At 70.7% G+C, this 15,563-nt stretch carries 14 protein-coding genes and 1 pseudogene; 11 read left to right on the top strand and 4 right to left on the bottom strand.

The window, feature by feature from the left end; genetic code table 11:
• Positions 1-364: pseudogene (locus tag B7L92_RS13290) on the top strand (hypothetical protein); the annotation flags it as partial.
• A gap of 535 nt (positions 365-899) precedes the next feature.
• On the opposite strand, the gene B7L92_RS13285 reads toward B7L92_RS13290, so the two are convergent.
• Both B7L92_RS13285 and B7L92_RS13280 read right to left on the bottom strand, forming a co-directional pair.
• Positions 900-1,097: a DUF397 domain-containing protein gene (locus B7L92_RS13285; protein ID WP_081237620.1), complete on the bottom strand. Its 198-nt coding sequence runs from the start codon at positions 1,095-1,097 to the stop codon at positions 900-902.
• A complete protein-coding gene (locus B7L92_RS13280) occupies positions 1,094-1,969 on the bottom strand; it encodes a helix-turn-helix domain-containing protein (protein WP_107501471.1) in 876 nt (291 codons plus the stop codon). Before B7L92_RS13280 ends, B7L92_RS13285 begins: the two co-directional genes overlap by 4 nt.
• 138 nt (positions 1,970-2,107) lie before the next feature.
• On the opposite strand from B7L92_RS13280, the gene B7L92_RS13275 reads away from it, so the two are divergent.
• Together B7L92_RS13275 and B7L92_RS42310 are read left to right on the top strand one after the other, a co-directional pair.
• Positions 2,108-2,596 carry an ATP-binding protein gene (locus tag B7L92_RS13275; protein ID WP_081237619.1) on the top strand — a complete coding sequence of 163 codons (489 nt, stop codon included), beginning with the start codon at positions 2,108-2,110 and terminating at the stop codon, positions 2,594-2,596.
• Positions 2,597-3,193, top strand: coding sequence for a DUF2397 family protein (locus B7L92_RS42310; protein WP_368656247.1), 597 nt, complete (start codon positions 2,597-2,599; stop codon positions 3,191-3,193).
• Here the strand turns inward: B7L92_RS42310 and B7L92_RS13265 are convergent.
• Complete coding sequence (locus B7L92_RS13265; RefSeq protein ID WP_081237618.1) at positions 3,178-4,257, bottom strand: LacI family DNA-binding transcriptional regulator; 1,080 nt, start codon at positions 4,255-4,257, stop codon at positions 3,178-3,180. The two genes, B7L92_RS42310 and B7L92_RS13265, sit on opposite strands and share 16 nt — an antisense overlap.
• Positions 4,258-4,425: 168 nt before the next feature.
• On the opposite strand from B7L92_RS13265, the gene B7L92_RS13260 reads away from it, so the two are divergent.
• Genes B7L92_RS13260 through B7L92_RS13245 form a run of 4 tightly spaced genes read left to right on the top strand, consistent with a single transcriptional unit; the run spans position 4,426 to position 9,890 of the window.
• Positions 4,426-5,730, top strand: a complete 1,305-nt coding sequence (locus B7L92_RS13260) for an ABC transporter substrate-binding protein (RefSeq protein ID WP_081237617.1) — start codon at positions 4,426-4,428, stop codon at positions 5,728-5,730.
• A gap of 10 nt (positions 5,731-5,740) precedes the next feature.
• Positions 5,741-6,697 (top strand): carbohydrate ABC transporter permease, encoded by a 957-nt coding sequence (locus B7L92_RS13255; protein ID WP_081237616.1) that lies wholly within the window; start codon positions 5,741-5,743, stop codon positions 6,695-6,697.
• The gene (locus B7L92_RS13250) at positions 6,694-7,512 is read left to right on the top strand and encodes a carbohydrate ABC transporter permease (RefSeq protein WP_081237615.1); all 819 of its coding nucleotides are present in this window, start codon (positions 6,694-6,696) and stop codon (positions 7,510-7,512) included. Before B7L92_RS13255 ends, B7L92_RS13250 begins: the two co-directional genes overlap by 4 nt.
• Positions 7,509-9,890: a beta-xylosidase/alpha-l-arabinosidase gene (locus tag B7L92_RS13245; protein ID WP_081237614.1), complete on the top strand. Its 2,382-nt coding sequence runs from the start codon at positions 7,509-7,511 to the stop codon at positions 9,888-9,890. The genes B7L92_RS13250 and B7L92_RS13245 overlap by 4 nt, the downstream gene beginning before the upstream one ends.
• Positions 9,891-9,963: 73 nt before the next feature.
• Here the strand turns inward: B7L92_RS13245 and B7L92_RS13240 are convergent, their stop codons facing one another.
• Complete coding sequence (locus B7L92_RS13240; protein ID WP_081237613.1) at positions 9,964-10,728, bottom strand: GntR family transcriptional regulator; 765 nt, start codon at positions 10,726-10,728, stop codon at positions 9,964-9,966.
• Positions 10,729-11,106: 378 nt separating this feature from the next.
• Here B7L92_RS13240 and B7L92_RS13235 point away from each other — a divergent pair, with 378 nt between their 5' ends.
• From B7L92_RS13235 to B7L92_RS13220, 4 genes are all read left to right on the top strand, one after another.
• Positions 11,107-12,384, top strand: a complete 1,278-nt coding sequence (locus B7L92_RS13235; RefSeq protein ID WP_081237612.1) for an extracellular solute-binding protein — start codon at positions 11,107-11,109, stop codon at positions 12,382-12,384.
• 88 nt (positions 12,385-12,472) lie between these two features.
• Positions 12,473-13,459: a carbohydrate ABC transporter permease gene (locus B7L92_RS13230; RefSeq protein WP_081237611.1), complete on the top strand. Its 987-nt coding sequence runs from the start codon at positions 12,473-12,475 to the stop codon at positions 13,457-13,459.
• The gene (locus B7L92_RS13225; protein WP_081237610.1) at positions 13,456-14,286 is read left to right on the top strand and encodes a carbohydrate ABC transporter permease; all 831 of its coding nucleotides are present in this window, start codon (positions 13,456-13,458) and stop codon (positions 14,284-14,286) included. The genes B7L92_RS13230 and B7L92_RS13225 overlap by 4 nt, the downstream gene beginning before the upstream one ends.
• A gap of 9 nt (positions 14,287-14,295) precedes the next feature.
• A partial coding sequence (locus B7L92_RS13220; protein WP_081237609.1) for a glycoside hydrolase family 3 protein occupies positions 14,296-15,563 on the top strand: 1,268 nt, incomplete at its 3' end.

The raw sequence follows: 15,563 nt of genomic DNA, 5'->3' as shown, positions 1-15,563 counted from the left end.
CGAGGAGCTCGCCGGCGAGCTGGCGGGCAAGTGGGTCGCCTCCCCGGCCGACAGCCCGGACGCGGCCTTCTGCGACAAGAAGCGGTTCCTGGCCTCCATGGACCAGGACAAGACCGAACGCCGGGGCATGAAGCGCGGGGAGACGACCGAGGTGAACGACGAGGACGCCCTCGCCCTGGAGAAGAAGCAGGGGGACACCCGGATCAGCATGCACGTCGCGACCGAGGGGGAGCCCTACATCCTGAAGGCCACCACGGAGGGCTCCGAGTCCAGCAGCGTGACCTTCGACGACTACGGCGAGAAGGTCGAGGTCCGGATGCCGCCCCGGGAGGAGATCGTGGACCCGGCGGACCCCAAGGCGTGACGCGTCCGGCGCCGGAGGAGGGGAAGTCCGGGGTGTGACGGGGTGCTGCGGGGCGCGTCACGGAGCGTCGTCGGACTCCGTGCGGGACCTCGCCGCCCGGCGCAGCCGGTGGCCGAGGAACTGATCACCGGCCGGCTGGTCGGCCTCCGGCACGGTCGCTGATCCGGGGCGGCGGGGACCGGCCGGAGCCGGACACCGCCGGGGAACCGCACCGGCGGCCCGGCCGGGAGCGCACCGCCGACCGCGAAGCCGTCGACCAGGTCATGTACTGCCTGGCGAACGAGGCCGAGTTGACCGTCGCCGAACTCGCCAAGGAGGGCGTCAAGGGAGACGGCGACATCCACGTCGGCACCATGCACCGCTTCAAGGGCCTCGGATACCGGAGGCTCGCCATCGTCGGTGCCCGTGACGGCAGCATCCCCCGCGCGTCCGTCGTCCAGCGCTACCGGACACCCTGCGCATCCGCCCGGGTAGCGGTGTGGGAGAGCCCTGCCGCCCGAGAGGGACGGCAGGGCTCTCGCTTCACGCGTGACCGTCAGGCTTCCCTGACGAACCCCGCCCACGCTTCACGTGACACGCGGATGACGGGTCCGGCCACGGCCTTGGAGTCCCGGATGTGCACGACTCCCGTGTCGGCGGCGGCCTCGACGCAGTCGCCGCCCTCCGCTCCGCTGTAGCTGCTCTTGAACCAGACGAGGCCGGACGCGACGGCCGAGGACTCAGCGGTGTTCATAGTTCTCCCAGCAACCTCTCGATGAACTCCAGGGACTCTCGCGGGGTGAGAGCTTGTGATCGGATAATCCCATAGCGAGCGGCGGCGAGTGCTGCCTGCTGCGGGTCGGTCTGAAGAGTGCTGGTTCCCTGCGCTTCGGTGTAAGCGAACTTCTTGCCGTCATCACGCGTGACGACCGTGAACGGCCCGTCCACGCCGGCGCTCTCCTCGCAATCGAGCGGGATGACCTGAATCTCGACGTTTCGCTTCTGGCCAACGAGTAGTAGGTGCTCCAACTGCCCTCGAAGCACGTGCGTTCCGCCAAACCGACGCCGCAATACCGACTCATCCATCACGAAGCTCAGCAGCGGTGCAGACTGACGGTCGAAGATGTCCTGACGAGCAAGTCGCGCTGCCACCCGCTGCTCAGTCGTCTCTTGGTCCAGAGGCGGCCGCCGCATGGCCAGCACCGCCCTCATGTACTCCTCGGTCTGAAGCAGGCCTTTGACCACCAGCGTGTCGTACGAGAGCAACTCGATCGCCGTCTTCTCCAGAGCTGCCATTCCCTGAAAGAACACCGGATACTGAGCCCGCTCCACCTGCTCCTTCCACACCGTCAGCAAGCCGCCCGCGTCCAGGACCTCGTCCGCCCGCTCGATGGTCCTGGGTGACGGGATCCGCCGCCCCTGCTCGTACGACGCGATCGTGGACGCCGAGTATCCGATCCGCCGTCCGAACTCCTCACGCTCCAGACCCGCCCGCACCCGCAGCGTCTTCATCGTCTGCCCGAACGCGACGACGACAGCCTGGCCGGACGTGTCCGCCGTCGCCCCTTCCGCGTCGCCCGCCATCACGGCTCCGGCCCCCTCGCCCACGTCTTCGTTCATCGGCATCGCCTCCCTGGCTCAACGCCGCCCCGGCGGCCTCGTCACGCCGCGCGCCTCGTACCGGCACCGCCACCGCGCGTACATCGGACCGCGTCGTTGAGTCACCGCTGGTCACGCCAAGCGACCGGGAGCACCGTTGGCGGCATGGTGAACCAACTCCCCAGCTCCGTCAGCACCTCCCGGCCCGCAGCTCCCGTCGATGACTCGAACCGCACCTTCGAGATGCGCTTCACCTCCACCCCGCGCGGCGCCCGCCTCGCCCGCCGACTGGCCGCGCACCGGCTGGACACCTGGGGCGTCCCCTACGGCACCGGCCCGCACGAGGAGATCGTGCTGGTCGTCGGCGAGCTGGCCGCCAACGCCGTACGGCACGGCCATGTCCCCGGCTGTGACTTCCACCTGCTCCTGCAGGTGTGCGCGCCCACGCGTACGGCCAGGATCGAGGTCACCGACACCCGTACCGAACGCACGCCGCCCGACCCCGCGAAGTCGCACGCCCCCGGTGCGGAGGACACCGGCGGCCGAGGGCTGCTCCTCGTCGCGGGGCTCGCCACCCGCTGGGGCTGGTACCTCCGGTCCGACGGTCCGGGCAAGACGGTGTGGGCGGAGTGCGTGTGCGCGACTCCCACGTGAGTGCGTGAACGGGGTGGAAGAACGTGCCGAGACGACCTCTGCCGACTGCACCCCCTTCGCCCATCTCACCACCCCAACGCCCCCCTCTACCGCCGGGTGACGCAGGCGCTGGACAAGCCGGTGGAGTGGGGCAACCTGCGGGCCGGTCCGGACCACGCGCGGGTGACGGCGGTCGAGGACTTCTACCGCGGACGGCTCATCTACCGGCTCACCCGCGCCGGTGAGGCGGCCGAGGCGGCGCTGGGGACGTACGACGCGACGAGGTGCTGGGGCGGCGCGGGGAACTCCAGGCGGTCGCGCTGCACGACAGCATCACGCAGCTGCGGGCGGCAGGCTTTCCGCCTGCGGCTCACCCGGCGCCGGGGGACCCGAACGGATCGGAGCCAGTCCGCGCAACCGCGCCCTCCGACAGCGGCTCCGGGGCTTACAGGGCAGATCCCCAGTGCGGAGCGTCTTTCCCGTCGAGGATGCCGCCGGCCATCTCGAATCCGCGAGACCAGCCGCGCCGGCCTCCTCCCCGGTCGCGCGGTCCTCCTCCGTCGACGACCCCGGCATGCCGTCGGCTGGGGGAGCCGGGTGGTTCAGCGGCCCCCGTGACCGCTCCGTTCCGTCGACCCGACGGTGCCCGCCGGACCGACCACCGTGCCCTCGTCCACCGGCCGCCGCCCCGGCCCTCCACCGGGCGGCGCGGTGCTCTGCCGCACCACGAGGTGCGTCGCCAACTCGATGCGCCGGTCCGCCCTGCCGGGGTCGGCCGGGCGCAGGAGCATGCGGGTCGCCTCCTCGGCCATCCGGCGCAGCGGCTGGTGGACGGTGGTCAGCGGCGGGCTCGACCACTGGGCCAGCGGCACGTCGTCGTAGCCGACCACCGAGAGGTCCTGGGGCACCCTCAGCTTCCTGAGTCGGGCCGCCTCCAGCACCCCGAGGGCCTGGAGGTCGCTGCCCGCGAAGATCGCCGTCGGCCGGTCGGGTCCCGCCAGCAGGTCCATGGCGTGCTCGAAGCCGCCCTGCACCCGGAAGTCGCCGAAGCGGACGAGGCGCGGGTCGATCGTCAGGCCCGCCATCGTCATGGCGGAGCGGTACCCGTCGAGGCGGGCCAGTGAGCACAGCATGTCCTCGGGCCCGGTGATGACCGCGATGCGTTCGTGCCGCCGGTCGGTGAGGTGGCGCGTGGCCGCGAGGCCGCCGGACCAGTTGGCGGAGCCCACCGACGGCACGCCGGGGTCGGGATCCCCGGCCGGGTCGATGACGACGAAGGGAATGCCCTGCGAGCGGAGCCGCCGCTTCACGTCCTGGGGGAGCGACGAGAAGACCAGCACGACGCCCAGCGGCCGGCGCCGCAGCACGCCCTCGAGCCAGTCGGGCGCGGGGGCGTGCCGCGTGCCGCTCCGGGTGAGCACCACGGTCGCCCGGTTCTCCTGGGCGACGCTCTCCACGCCCCGGACGATCTCCATCGCCCAGACGCTGTCCAGTTCGTGGAAGACGAGTTCGACGAGGGGGGAGTGCGGCGCGCCCGGGTTCCGGCGGCGGTAGCCGTGGGTCTCCAGGAGCCGCTCGATCCTGGTCCGGGTGGCACGGGAGACGTCTGAACGGCCGTTCAGGACCTTCGAAACTGTCGGTAGGGAGACTCCCGCTTCTTTCGCCACCTCGGCCAGCGTCACTCTTGCGCCCACCTCGTCAACACCGTGCATGTCAGCAGGGTATGCCATGTACTCGATAACGGTTTGGGACAGGCGCTGCACGACCATTGACCCCAAATCCGGTCTGACCTTTACTGTCCGACAGCATGGACTTTCGGCAAAGGTGTCGAAACTTTCGAAAGGCGAACGATGAAGACACGTGCGCGCTTGCCCAGACTGGTCGCCTGCGGTGCGACGCTCGCCCTGGCCCTGGGGCTCTCGGCCTGCGGCGGCGACGGCGGCGGGGGGTCGTCGGACGACGGCAAGATCCGTGTCCTGGTCTACGGGGACGCCACCAACAAGGTCGAGAAGCGGATCGTCGACACGTTCAACAAGACGTCCGACGTCAAGGTCGTCCTCGACACCATTCCCGGTGCCGACTACCAGAAGAAGCTCCAGACCATCATCAGCACCCCGCAGGCCCCGGACGTCTTCTTCAACTGGGGCGGCGGCAGCATCAAGCCGTTCGTCAAGGCCGACCTGCTGATGCCGCTGGACGACCTCATCAAGAAGAACCCGGACCTGGAGAACAAGTTCCTGCCGTCCGTCTTCAACAACGCGGTCGTCGACGGCAAGCCGTACGGCGTCCCGATGCGCGGCACCCAGCCGGTCCTGCTCTTCCACAACAAGAAGGTCCTCGACGAGGCGGGTGTGAAGCCGCCGAAGACCTGGGACGAACTGCTCGACGCGGTCGGGAAGCTCAAGGACCGGGGCGTCACGCCGATCGCGCTCGGCGGCGGCGACATCTGGCCGACGCAGATGTGGTTCCAGTACCTCTACGACCGCGTGGCCGGCCCGGAGCTGTTCCAGAAGGCCGTCGGGGGCGACAAGAGCGCCTGGGAGAGCGCGGACAGCAAGAAGGCCCTGGGCATGATCAGGGAGCTCGTCGACGCCGGCGCCTTCGGCAAGAACTACGACTCCGTCAAGTACACCAACGGCGGCTCGCCCGCGCTGCTCGCCTCCGGCAAGGCCGGCTTCGAGCTGATGGGCTCCTGGTACTACTCCCAGCAGCAGACGGACGCCGAGAAGTTCGCCGAGAAGGACCTCGGCTACACCCCCTTCCCGACCGTCGAGGGCGGCAAGGGCGACCCGGCCAACGTCGCCGGCAACACCAACAACTACTACTCGGTGATGAAGAAGACCAAGCACCCCGAGGCCGTCGCCGAGTTCCTGAAGCTCATGTACTCCGACGAGTTCGTCAAGGCGCAGCTGGACATCGGCAACCTGCCGACCACGACCAACACCGACCGGTTCATCGACTCCTCGGCCACCCCCGAGTACTCGCGCTTCCAGTACGACCTGGTCGCCGACGCCCCGTCGTTCCAGCTCTCCTGGGACCAGGCGTACCCGCAGAAGGCGAGCTCGTCCATGCACCAGGCCATCCAGCAGTTCTTCAACGGACAGCTCGACGCGGACGGCTTCATCAAGGCCATGCAGGCCCTCCCGACCGAGTGACGAACGGCTCATGACCACACAGATCACGAGCGCTCGGCCCGCCGCCGGACCCCGCAAGGAGTCCCGGCGGCGGCCGGCCGCCTCGTCCGCGACGCAGGTGGGGCGCCCCGGCTTCGCCTGGGCGCTGCCCGCCGCAGTGTTCTTCGCCCTCTTCGCGATCGCCCCGCTGATCATGGTGGTGGTGCTGTCCTTCATGAGCTGGGACGGGCTCGGCTCGCCCGAGTTCGTCGGCACGGACAACTGGTCGCGCCTGATGGACGACCCGGTGATGCTCAAGAGCATCTGGCTGACCCTGCTCCTGACCGTGCTCGGCGTGGTCGTCCAGACGCCGCTGAGCATCGTGCTCGGCGTCTGGGCCGCCGGCCACCAGCGCAACCGGGCCGTCCTGTCCGTCATCTACTTCATTCCGCTGCTGCTGTCCGCGACGGCCGTGTCCGTGCTGTGGCGGGCGCTGCTCGACCCGAACTTCGGCATCCCGGCCGACGCCGGCTGGCTGTTCGGCGACGGCAACCTGTTCGGTGAACAGGCCACCGCCATCGGGGTGCTGGCGTTCGTGAGCACCTGGCAGTTCACCCCGTTCCACACCCTGATCTACCAGGGCGCCGCCCGCGCGATCCCGCAGGTGCTCTACCAGGCGGCGGAGATCGACGGGGCGGGCCGCTACCGGCAGTTCTTCCACATCACGCTGCCGCAGCTGCGCAACTCGATGATCACCTCGATGATCCTGATGATCGTCGGTGGTCTGACCACCTTCGAGACCGTCCTCATCCTGACCCAGGGCGGCCCCGGCACCGACACCACGATCAGCGCCTACTACATGTACGACAAGGCGTTCAAGGGATTCGACTTCGGCGCCGGCTCCGCCATCGCCCTCGCCCTGGTCGTCGCGGCCACCGTCATCTCGCTGATCGTCGTCCGGGTCTCCGGCTACGACAAGATGCGCAGCTCCATGGAGGGTGTGTCATGAGGCGCCGCCCCAATTACCTGGCCGGTGCCGGCTCGCTCCTCTGGCTCTTCCTGGTCGGCCTGCCGCTGTACGTGATGCTCGCCGCGACGGTGCGCACCCGGCAGGACTACGCCGAGAACGGTCCGGTCTCCCTCCCGGACACCTTCACCCTGGACAACTACACCGGAGCCTTCGACTCGGGCTTCGGCCAGTACTTCCTCAACACGCTCGTCGTCACCGCGTGCGTGATCGGCATCGTGCTGCTGCTGGTCCCGCCGCTCGCCTACGCGATCGTGCGCAGTCGCGGCAGGGCCACGTCGGCCGTCTTCCGGCTGTTCCTGCTCGGGCTCGCCATCCCGGCCCAGGCCGTGATCGTGCCGATGTTCTACCTGATCAGCGAGGCCGGGCTGTACGACAACCTGCTCGGCGTCATCCTGCCCACGGCCGCGTTCTGCCTGCCGATGTCGGCGCTGATCCTCAGTGGCGCGATGCGCGACATCTCCCCGGAGCTGTACGAGGCCATGGCCATGGACGGTGCCTCCCCGCGGCGCATGTTCTTCCAGCTCGTGCTGCCGCTGTCCCGGGGCGGACTGTCCACGATCGTCGTGTTCTCCGCCCTGCAGGCGTGGAACGGCTTCCTGTTCCCGCTCGTCCTGACCCAGTCCGACTCCACCAAGGTGGTCACCCTGGGTCTGTACAACTTCCAGACCGAACACGGCATCGACATCCCCGGTCTGCTGGGAGCCGTGGTGCTGTCCATGGTGCCCGTCCTGCTCATCTATCTGTTCGCCCGTCGCGCCCTGGTCCAGGGCCTGATGGGCGTCGGAGGAAAGTGACCGCCAACGTGGCCGTTGAGACCACCCCCGAAGTCCCCCTCTGGAACGACCCCGCCCACTCCGTCACCGCCCGGGTGTCCGCGCTGATCGAGGCGATGACCCTTCAGGAGAAGATCGCCCAGCTGTACGGCGTGTGGGTCGGCGCGTCCGACGAGGGCGGTGAAGTCGCCCCCCACCAGCACGACATGGAGGAGGCCGTCGACCTCGACGCCCTCCTGCCCGCCGGACTGGGCCAGCTCACCCGCCCCTTCGGCACCGCCCCCGTCGACCCGGCGCTCGGCGCGCTCTCCCTGATGCGCACCCAGGCCCGCATCACCTCGGCGAACCGCTTCGGCATCCCCGCCGTGGCCCACGAGGAGTGCCTGGCCGGCTTCGCCGCCTGGGGCGCCACCGCCTATCCCGTCCCGCTCTCCTGGGGCGCCACCTTCGACCCGGACCTGATCCACCGCATGGCCGGCGCCATCGGCCGCGACATGCGGTCCGTCGGCGTCCACCAGGGCCTCGCGCCCGTCCTGGACGTGGTGCGCGACGCCCGCTGGGGCCGCGTGGAGGAGACCATCGGCGAGGACCCGTACCTCGTCGGCACCATCGGCACGGCCTATGTGCGCGGTCTGGAGGAGGCCGGGGTCGTCGCCACCCTCAAGCACTTCGTCGGCTACTCGGCCTCCCGGTCCGGACGCAACCTCGCCCCCTCCTCCATGGGGCCGCGCGAGCGCGCCGACGTCCTGCTGCCGCCCTTCGAGATGGCCGTCCGCGAGGGCGGCGCCCGGTCCGTGATGCACTCCTACACCGACACCGACGGCGTGCCCGCCGCGGCCGACGAGGACCTGCTGACCGGACTGCTGCGCGACACCTGGGGCTTCGACGGCACCGTCGTCGCCGACTACTTCGGCATCGCCTTCCTCAGGACGCTGCACGGCATCGCCGCCGACTGGGCCGACGCCGCCGGTGCCGCGCTGCGGGCGGGCGTCGACGTCGAACTGCCCACCGTCAAGACGTTCGGCGCGCCCCTGGTGGAGGCCGTCGCCGCCGGGCGCGTACCGGAGTCGGTGATCGACCGCGCCCTGCGCCGGGTGCTCACCCAGAAGGCCGTGCTCGGGCTGCTCGACCCGGACTGGAGCCCCGTGCCGCCCGCGCTGGAGGGCGCCGACCTGGACGACCCGGACGCCCTGCGCGGCCGGATCGACCTGGACGGTCCGGAGAACCGCGCCCTCGCCCGCAGCGTCGCCGAACAGGCGGTGGTCCTCCTCGCCAACGACGGCACCCTGCCGCTGGACCGGCCGCGCCGCATCGCCCTGGTCGGCCCCAACGCCGACGAACCCACGGCCGTCCTGGGCTGCTACTCCTTCCCGCTGCACGTCGGGGTCCAGCACCCCGGCACCCCGGTCGGCATCGACCTGCCCACCCTGCGCGACACCCTGGCCGCCGAGTTCCCCGACGCCGAGTTCACGGTCGTGCGCGGCACGGGCGTCGACGACGGCGACGCCCTCGGCATCCCCGAGGCCGTCCGGGCGGCCCGGGACGCCGATGTCGTCGTCGCCGTCCTGGGCGACCGCGCCGGGCTGTTCGGCCGCGGCACCAGCGGTGAGGGCTGCGACGTCGAGTCGCTGTCCCTGCCCGGCGCCCAGCAGCAGCTCCTCGACGCGCTGCTCGACTCGGGGACACCGGTGGTGACGGTGCTGCTCGCGGGCCGGCCCTACGCCCTCGGCCGCGCCGTGGAGGAGTCCGCCGCGATCGTGCAGTCCTTCTTCCCCGGCGTCGAGGGCACCGCCGCCCTCGCCGGGGTGCTCAGCGGGCGGATCGGCCCGTCGGGCCGGCTGCCGGTGAGCGTGCCGCGCGGGGCGGGCACCCAGCCGGCCACCTACCTCGGCGCGCGGCTCGCGCACGCCAGCGAGGTGTCCAACGTCGACCCGACGCCCGCCTTCGGCTTCGGCCACGGCCTCACGTACACCACGTTCGCCTGGAGCGACCTCGCGGTGGACGCGAAGGAGGCGGCCACCGACGGCGAGTTCGCGCTGGCGTTCACCGTCCGCAACACCGGTGCGCGGCACGGCACCGAGGTCGTCCAGCTCTACCTGCACGACCCGGTCGCCTCCGTCGTCCAGCCGGTGCAGCGCCTCATCGGCTACACGCGGGTGCCGCTGGCCCCGGGCGAGGCGTGCCGGGTGCGCGTCACGGTCCCGGCCGACCTGGCCTCCTTCACCGGCCGCGACGGCCGCCGCGTCGTCGAGCCGGGCGATCTGGAGCTGCGGCTCGCCGCGTCCAGCGCCGACCCGCGCCTGACGGCGACGGTCACCCTGACCGGCCCGGAACGCCCGGTGGACCACACGCGGCGCCTGCACGCCGTCTTCGGCCGGGAGACCACCACCGGCGCCTGAGCCGCCGACGGCACGGTGAGCGGTGTCCCCCGGGGAGTTCCCCGGGGGACACCGTCGTTCGGGGGCGCGTCCGTCAGCGGTCCGGACGGGTCAGGACCGCCGTGAACCGGTAGCGCGAGCCGCGGTACACCGAGCGGACCCACTCGACCGGCGTCCCCGTCCCGTCCCGGGAGTGGCGGGACAGCAGCAGCATCGGCAGGCCCACGTCGGTGGCCAGCAGTCCGGCCTCCCGGGGGGTGGCCGGGGAGGTCTCGATGGTCTCGTCGGCCTCCGCCGGGCGGACGCCGTACACCTCGGCGAGGGTCGTGTAGAGCGAGGTGTGGCGGGCCAGGTTGCGGCGCAGGCCGGGGAAGCGCCGTGCGGACAGATGGGACGTCTCGATGGCCATGGGCTCGCCGCCGGCCAGCCGCAGCCGCTCGATGCGCAGCACCCGGTCGCCCCGCTCCACCTCGAGCAGGTCCGCCAGTTCCCGGTCGGCGGCGACGTACCCGATGTCGAGGACCCGTGAGGCGGGGTCGAGGCCCTGGGCCCGCATGTCCTCGGTGTACGAGGTGAGCTGGAGCGTCCGGTACACCTTCGGACGCGCGACGAAGGTGCCCTTGCCCTGGATGCGGTCCAGGCGGCCCTCGCTGACGAGTTCCTGCATGGCCTTGCGGACGGTGGTGCGCGAGGTGCGGAACTCGATGGCCAGGAGGCGCTCGGCCGGCATCGGCGAGCCCGGCGGGCGCGCCTCGGTCATCCGCAGGAGCCGCTGCTTGATGCCGTAGTACTTCGGAACGCGGCCCATGCGGCCGGGTGCTCCCGACCGGGCCTGGGCGCTGCTGACGTCCGTGCTCATGACCTGCCTTCCGGCTGCGGTGTCCGGCGCGCGGACGGCAGGGGCCGGCCGCGGTGCACGTCGGCGGGCCGCCGGGTTCGGCGCCGCACGCTCGGCGAACCCGTTATAACCGCAGGTCCTCGTTTGGTCTAGTCCAACTGTCGAGGCGTGGGGATTTGGGAGGGGTTCGAAGCCCTCGACGAGGTGTCGGAGTCGTTATCGGAGAGGGCGGGCACGACCCTTGACAGGGTCATAGGTCTAGGCCAAGCTCCCCTTGCTGGTCTAAACCATTTAGGGGAAGCCGGGTCCCGACCCGCCGAGCTGTTGCGCCGTTCGTGGGAGTCACCGCCGAGGGTGTGGGTGCGGGTGTGCAAGGCAATTCCTGAGGAGGGGTGGCGCATGAAGCGCAAGCTGGTAGCCGCGATCGGGGTCGCGGGCATGTTGTTCTCCGTCGCCGCGTGCGGCGGCGACGACGGCGACGGGGGCGGGAAGGCCGGTGCGGACGGGTACGCCGGCCAGACGCTCACCGTGTGGGTGATGGACGGCTCCTCGCCGGACCAGTGGCAGAAGGACCTCGCCGCCGCGTTCGAGGCGAAGACCAAGGCGAAGGTCAAGTTCGAGAACCAGCAGTGGAACGGCATCCAGCAGAAGCTGACCACCGCGCTGTCCGAGGAGAACCCGCCGGACGTCTTCGAGATCGGCAACACCCAGACCCCGGCCTACGCCAAGACCGGCGGCCTCGCCGACCTCGCCGACCTCAAGGCCGAGATCGGCGCCGACTGGACCGAGTCCCTCAACCAGTCGTCGATCTACGAGGGCAAGCAGTACGCGGCACCCTGGTACTTCGCCAACCGCGTCGTCCTCTACAACAAGAAGGTCTGGGCGGACGCCGGTCTCAAGGACACGCCCAAGACCCGCGACGAGTTCTACGACGCGCTCAAGACCATCGGCGACAAGACCGACGCCGAGCCGATCTACCTGCCCGGCCAGAACTGGTACCACTTCGTCGGCCTGGTGATCGGCGAGGGCGGCGAACTGGTCAAGAAGGACGGCGACAAGTACGTCTCCAACCTCGACGACCCGAAGGTCGTCGCCGCCGCGGAGACCTACAAGAAGTTCCAGGCCCTGTCGAAGGCGCCCAAGGACAAGGACGAGGCCACCCCGCAGCAGGGCGAGGTCTTCGCCAAGGGCAACGTCGGCGCCTTCATCGGCATGGGCTGGGAAGCCGGCATCGCCATCAAGGCCAACCCGGAGATCGAGAAGGAGATCGGCTACTTCACCATCCCGGGTGAGACCGCCGACAAGCCCGAGGGCGTCTTCCTCGGCGGCTCCAACCTCGCCGTCGCCGCGGGCAGCAAGAAGCAGGACCTCGCCAAGGAGTTCCTGAAGCTCGCCCTCTCCGACAAGTTCGAGGGCCAGCTCGCCAAGCTCAACGGCGTCATCCCCAACAAGGAGTCGCTGCAGAGCAACCTCGAGGGCAACGCCCCCGCCGAGGCCGCCGCGCCGGCCGCCGCCGTCGGCGGCACCACCCCGCTGATCCCGGAGTGGGCCGCGGTGGAGAACGCCCCCAACCCGATCAAGACGTACCTGACCGCCGTCCTGAACGGGAAGTCCCCGGCCGAGGCGGCCAAGCAGATCGAGGGCGAGTTCAACAAGCGCCTGGAGCAGCAGCAGTAGGAGCGCACGCGCTCCGACCGGAGCGGGGGCCGGCCACGTGACGGCCCCCGCACCGCGTTCGGGCACGTCGAGAAGAGAGATCGCGAGCATGACCGTGCAGACCGAACGGCCGCCCTCCGGCCCGGCGGACGTCCGCAAGGCGGACGACGGGGGACCCGGCGCGCCGACCCCGCGAGCGGCGTCGCGCGCCGGCGCGCTCGGCCCGTACCTGTTGCTGCTGCCCGCCTGCGCGGCCACCGTGCTGCTGCTCGGCTGGCCGCTGCTGAAGGACGTGCTGCTGTCGTTCCAGAACCTCAACATGGCGCAGCTGATCCAGCACGCCACCGAGTGGAACGGCGTCGACAACTACAAGGAGACCCTCACCAGCGAGGACTTCTGGCGGGTCACCCTCCGCTCGATCCTGTTCACGGCGACCAACGTCGCCCTGATCATGATCCTGGGCGCGCTGATCGGCCTGCTGCTCGCCCGCCTCGGCAAACGGATGCGGTTCACCCTGCTGATCGGCCTGGTGCTGGCCTGGGCCATGCCGATCGTCGCCGCCACCACCGTCTACCAGTGGCTGTTCGCCCAGCGCTTCGGCGTCGTCAACTGGGTCCTGGACAGGCTCGGCTGGCACTCCATGGCCGACTACAGCTGGACCAGCAGCCAGATGTCGACCTTCTTCGTCGTCACCGTGCTGATCGTGTGGATGTCCGTCCCGTTCGTCGCCATCAACCTGTACGCGGCGACGACCACCATCCCGAACGAGCTCTACGAGGCCGCGTCCCTCGACGGCGCCGGCGCCTGGCGGAGCTTCACCGCGGTCACCCTGCCGTTCCTGCGGCCGTTCCTCTACGCGACGACCTTCCTGGAGGTCATCTGGGTCTTCAAGGCGTTCGCCCAGGTCCTCCTCTTCAACCAGGGCGGTCCCGACCGCCTCACCGAGATCCTGCCCGTCTACGCCTACGTCGAGGGCATCGGCAACCAGCACTACGGCATGGGCGCGGCGATCGCCGTCCTGACCATCCTGATCCTGCTCGGCCTGACCGCCCACTACCTCAGGATCGTGCTCAAGCAAGAGGAGGACGAGCTGTGAGGCGCTCGCTCTTCGGCCGCCTGTGGCCCAACGTCACGGCCGTCGTCCTGTTCGTCGGCTGCGTCTTCCCCGTGTACTGGATGTTCGCCACGGCCTTCAAGCCGACCGGCGACATCCTCGCGGAGGACCCGGTCTGGTTCCCGACCGACATCACCCTCGAACACTTCAGAACAGCGACCGGCGTCGAGCACTTCTGGACGTACGTCCGCAACTCGCTGACCGTCACCGTCCTGGCCGTCGCCTTCTCGCTGATCATCGCGCTGGCCGGCTCCTTCGCCCTGGCGCGGATGCGGTTCAAGGGGCGGCGCGGCTTCATCGTCGGCTTCATGCTGGCCCAGATGGCGCCCTGGGAAGTCATGATCATCGCGATCTACATGATCGTGCGGGACGCCTCGATGCTGAACAGCCTCGTGCCGCTCACCCTCTTCTACACGATGATGATCCTGCCCTTCACCCTCCTGACGCTGCGCGGCTTCGTCGCCGCCGTGCCGAAGGAGCTGGAGGAGTCGGCGATGGTCGACGGCTGCACCCGCCCCCAGGCGTTCCGCCGGGTCATCCTGCCGCTGCTCGCCCCGGGTCTGATGGCCACCTCGCTGTTCGGCTTCATCACCGCCTGGAACGAGTTCGCGCTGGTCCTGGTGCTCAACAAGGACGCCGGGGCGCAGACCCTGCCGCTGTGGCTGTCCCGGTTCCAGACCCAGTTCGGCAACGACTGGGGCGCCACCATGGCGGCCTCGTCCCTGTTCGCCGTCCCGATCCTGATCCTCTTCGTCTACCTGCAGCGCAAGGCCGTCAGCGGCCTCACCGCGGGCGCCGTGAAGGGATAACGCCACCCGATGACGACATTCACCACCGGCACCGACACCCTCACCCGGGACGCGCTGGCCGTGCTGCAGCCGGGCTTCGACGGCACCACCGCGCCCGACTGGGTGCGCCGCCGGCTGGGCGAGGGGCTGGCCTCCGTCGCCCTCTTCGGCCGCAACGTCACCGGCGCCGAGCAGGTCGCCGCCCTCACCGCGCAACTGCGGGCCGAGCGGGACGACCTCCTGGTGGCCATCGACGAGGAGAGCGGCGACGTCACCCGCCTGGAGGTGCGCACCGGATCCTCCTTCCCCGGCAACCACGCCCTCGGCGCCGTCGACGACACCGACCTCACCCGGGACGTCGCCCGCGAACTGGGCCGCCGCCTGGCCGCGTGCGGGGTCAACCTCAACTGGGCGCCGTCGGCCGACGTCAACGCCAACCCCGACAACCCGGTGATCGGCGTCCGCTCCTTCGGCGGGGACCCCCACCTGGTGGCCCGGCACACCGCCGCCTACGTCGAGGGCCTGCAGTCCACCGGCGTCGCCGCCTGCACCAAGCACTTCCCCGGCCACGGCGACACCGGCGTCGACTCGCACCACGCGCTCCCGCACATCGACCTCGACGCCAAGACCCTCGACGAGCGCGAACTGCGGCCGTTCCGGGCGGCGATCGAGGCCGGCACCCGCGCCGTCATGAGCGCGCACATCCGGGTCCCCGTCCTCGACCCGGACCGCCCGGCCACGCTCTCCCGCCGCATCCTCACCGACCTGCTGCGCGGCGAACTCGGCTACCAGGGCCTCATCGTCACCGACGGCATGGAGATGCGGGCCGTCTCCGCGACCTACGGGCTCGAGCACGGCGTCGTCCTGGCCATCGCCGCCGGCGCGGACGCGATCTGCGTGGGCGGCGGGCTCTGCGACGAGGACACCGTGCAGCGCCTCCAGGACGCGCTCGTCATGGCCGTCCGCTCCGGCGAACTGCCCGAGGAACGGCTGGCGGACGCCGCCGCCCGGGTCCGCGCCCTGGCCGACTGGACCACGAAGGCACGGCCGTCCCCGGTTCCGGCGGACGCGTCCGGGCCGGAGATCGGCCTCACGGCGGCCCGCCGCGCGGTGACCGTCACCCGCCCCCGGCCCACCGCCCCGCCCGCCGGACCGGTCTACGTGGCCACGTTCACCCCGGTCGCGAACATCGCCGTGGGCGACGAGACGCCCTGGGGCGTCGGAGCGGAGCTGGAACGGCTGCTGCCGGGCACCACCACCGGCTTCTTCACCGGCCCCGACGCCGGTGAGCAGGCGCT

The sequence above is a fragment of the Streptomyces viridosporus genome, from assembly GCF_002078235.1.
Classification (GTDB): Bacteria; Actinomycetota; Actinomycetes; order Streptomycetales; family Streptomycetaceae; genus Streptomyces; species Streptomyces viridosporus.
The sequence above is the reverse complement of the archived record's forward strand: the minus strand, read 5'-3'. Positions and strand labels throughout refer to the sequence as shown.

What these genes read in the sequence shown, in the direction of transcription:
- B7L92_RS13260 (WP_081237617.1), top strand. Translation starts at nt 4,426, where the DNA reads ATGAAGACACGTGCGCGCTTGCCCAGACTGGTCGCCTGCGGTGCGACG.
- B7L92_RS13235 (WP_081237612.1), top strand. Translation starts at nt 11,107, where the DNA reads ATGAAGCGCAAGCTGGTAGCCGCGATCGGGGTCGCGGGCATGTTGTTC.
- B7L92_RS13280 (WP_107501471.1), bottom strand. Translation starts at nt 1,969, where the DNA reads ATGCCGATGAACGAAGACGTGGGCGAGGGGGCCGGAGCCGTGATGGCG.
- B7L92_RS13255 (WP_081237616.1), top strand. Translation starts at nt 5,741, where the DNA reads ATGACCACACAGATCACGAGCGCTCGGCCCGCCGCCGGACCCCGCAAG.
- B7L92_RS13285 (WP_081237620.1), bottom strand. Translation starts at nt 1,097, where the DNA reads ATGAACACCGCTGAGTCCTCGGCCGTCGCGTCCGGCCTCGTCTGGTTC.
- B7L92_RS13230 (WP_081237611.1), top strand. Translation starts at nt 12,473, where the DNA reads ATGACCGTGCAGACCGAACGGCCGCCCTCCGGCCCGGCGGACGTCCGC.
- B7L92_RS13275 (WP_081237619.1), top strand. Translation starts at nt 2,108, where the DNA reads ATGGTGAACCAACTCCCCAGCTCCGTCAGCACCTCCCGGCCCGCAGCT.
- B7L92_RS13240 (WP_081237613.1), bottom strand. Translation starts at nt 10,728, where the DNA reads ATGAGCACGGACGTCAGCAGCGCCCAGGCCCGGTCGGGAGCACCCGGC.
- B7L92_RS13250 (WP_081237615.1), top strand. Translation starts at nt 6,694, where the DNA reads ATGAGGCGCCGCCCCAATTACCTGGCCGGTGCCGGCTCGCTCCTCTGG.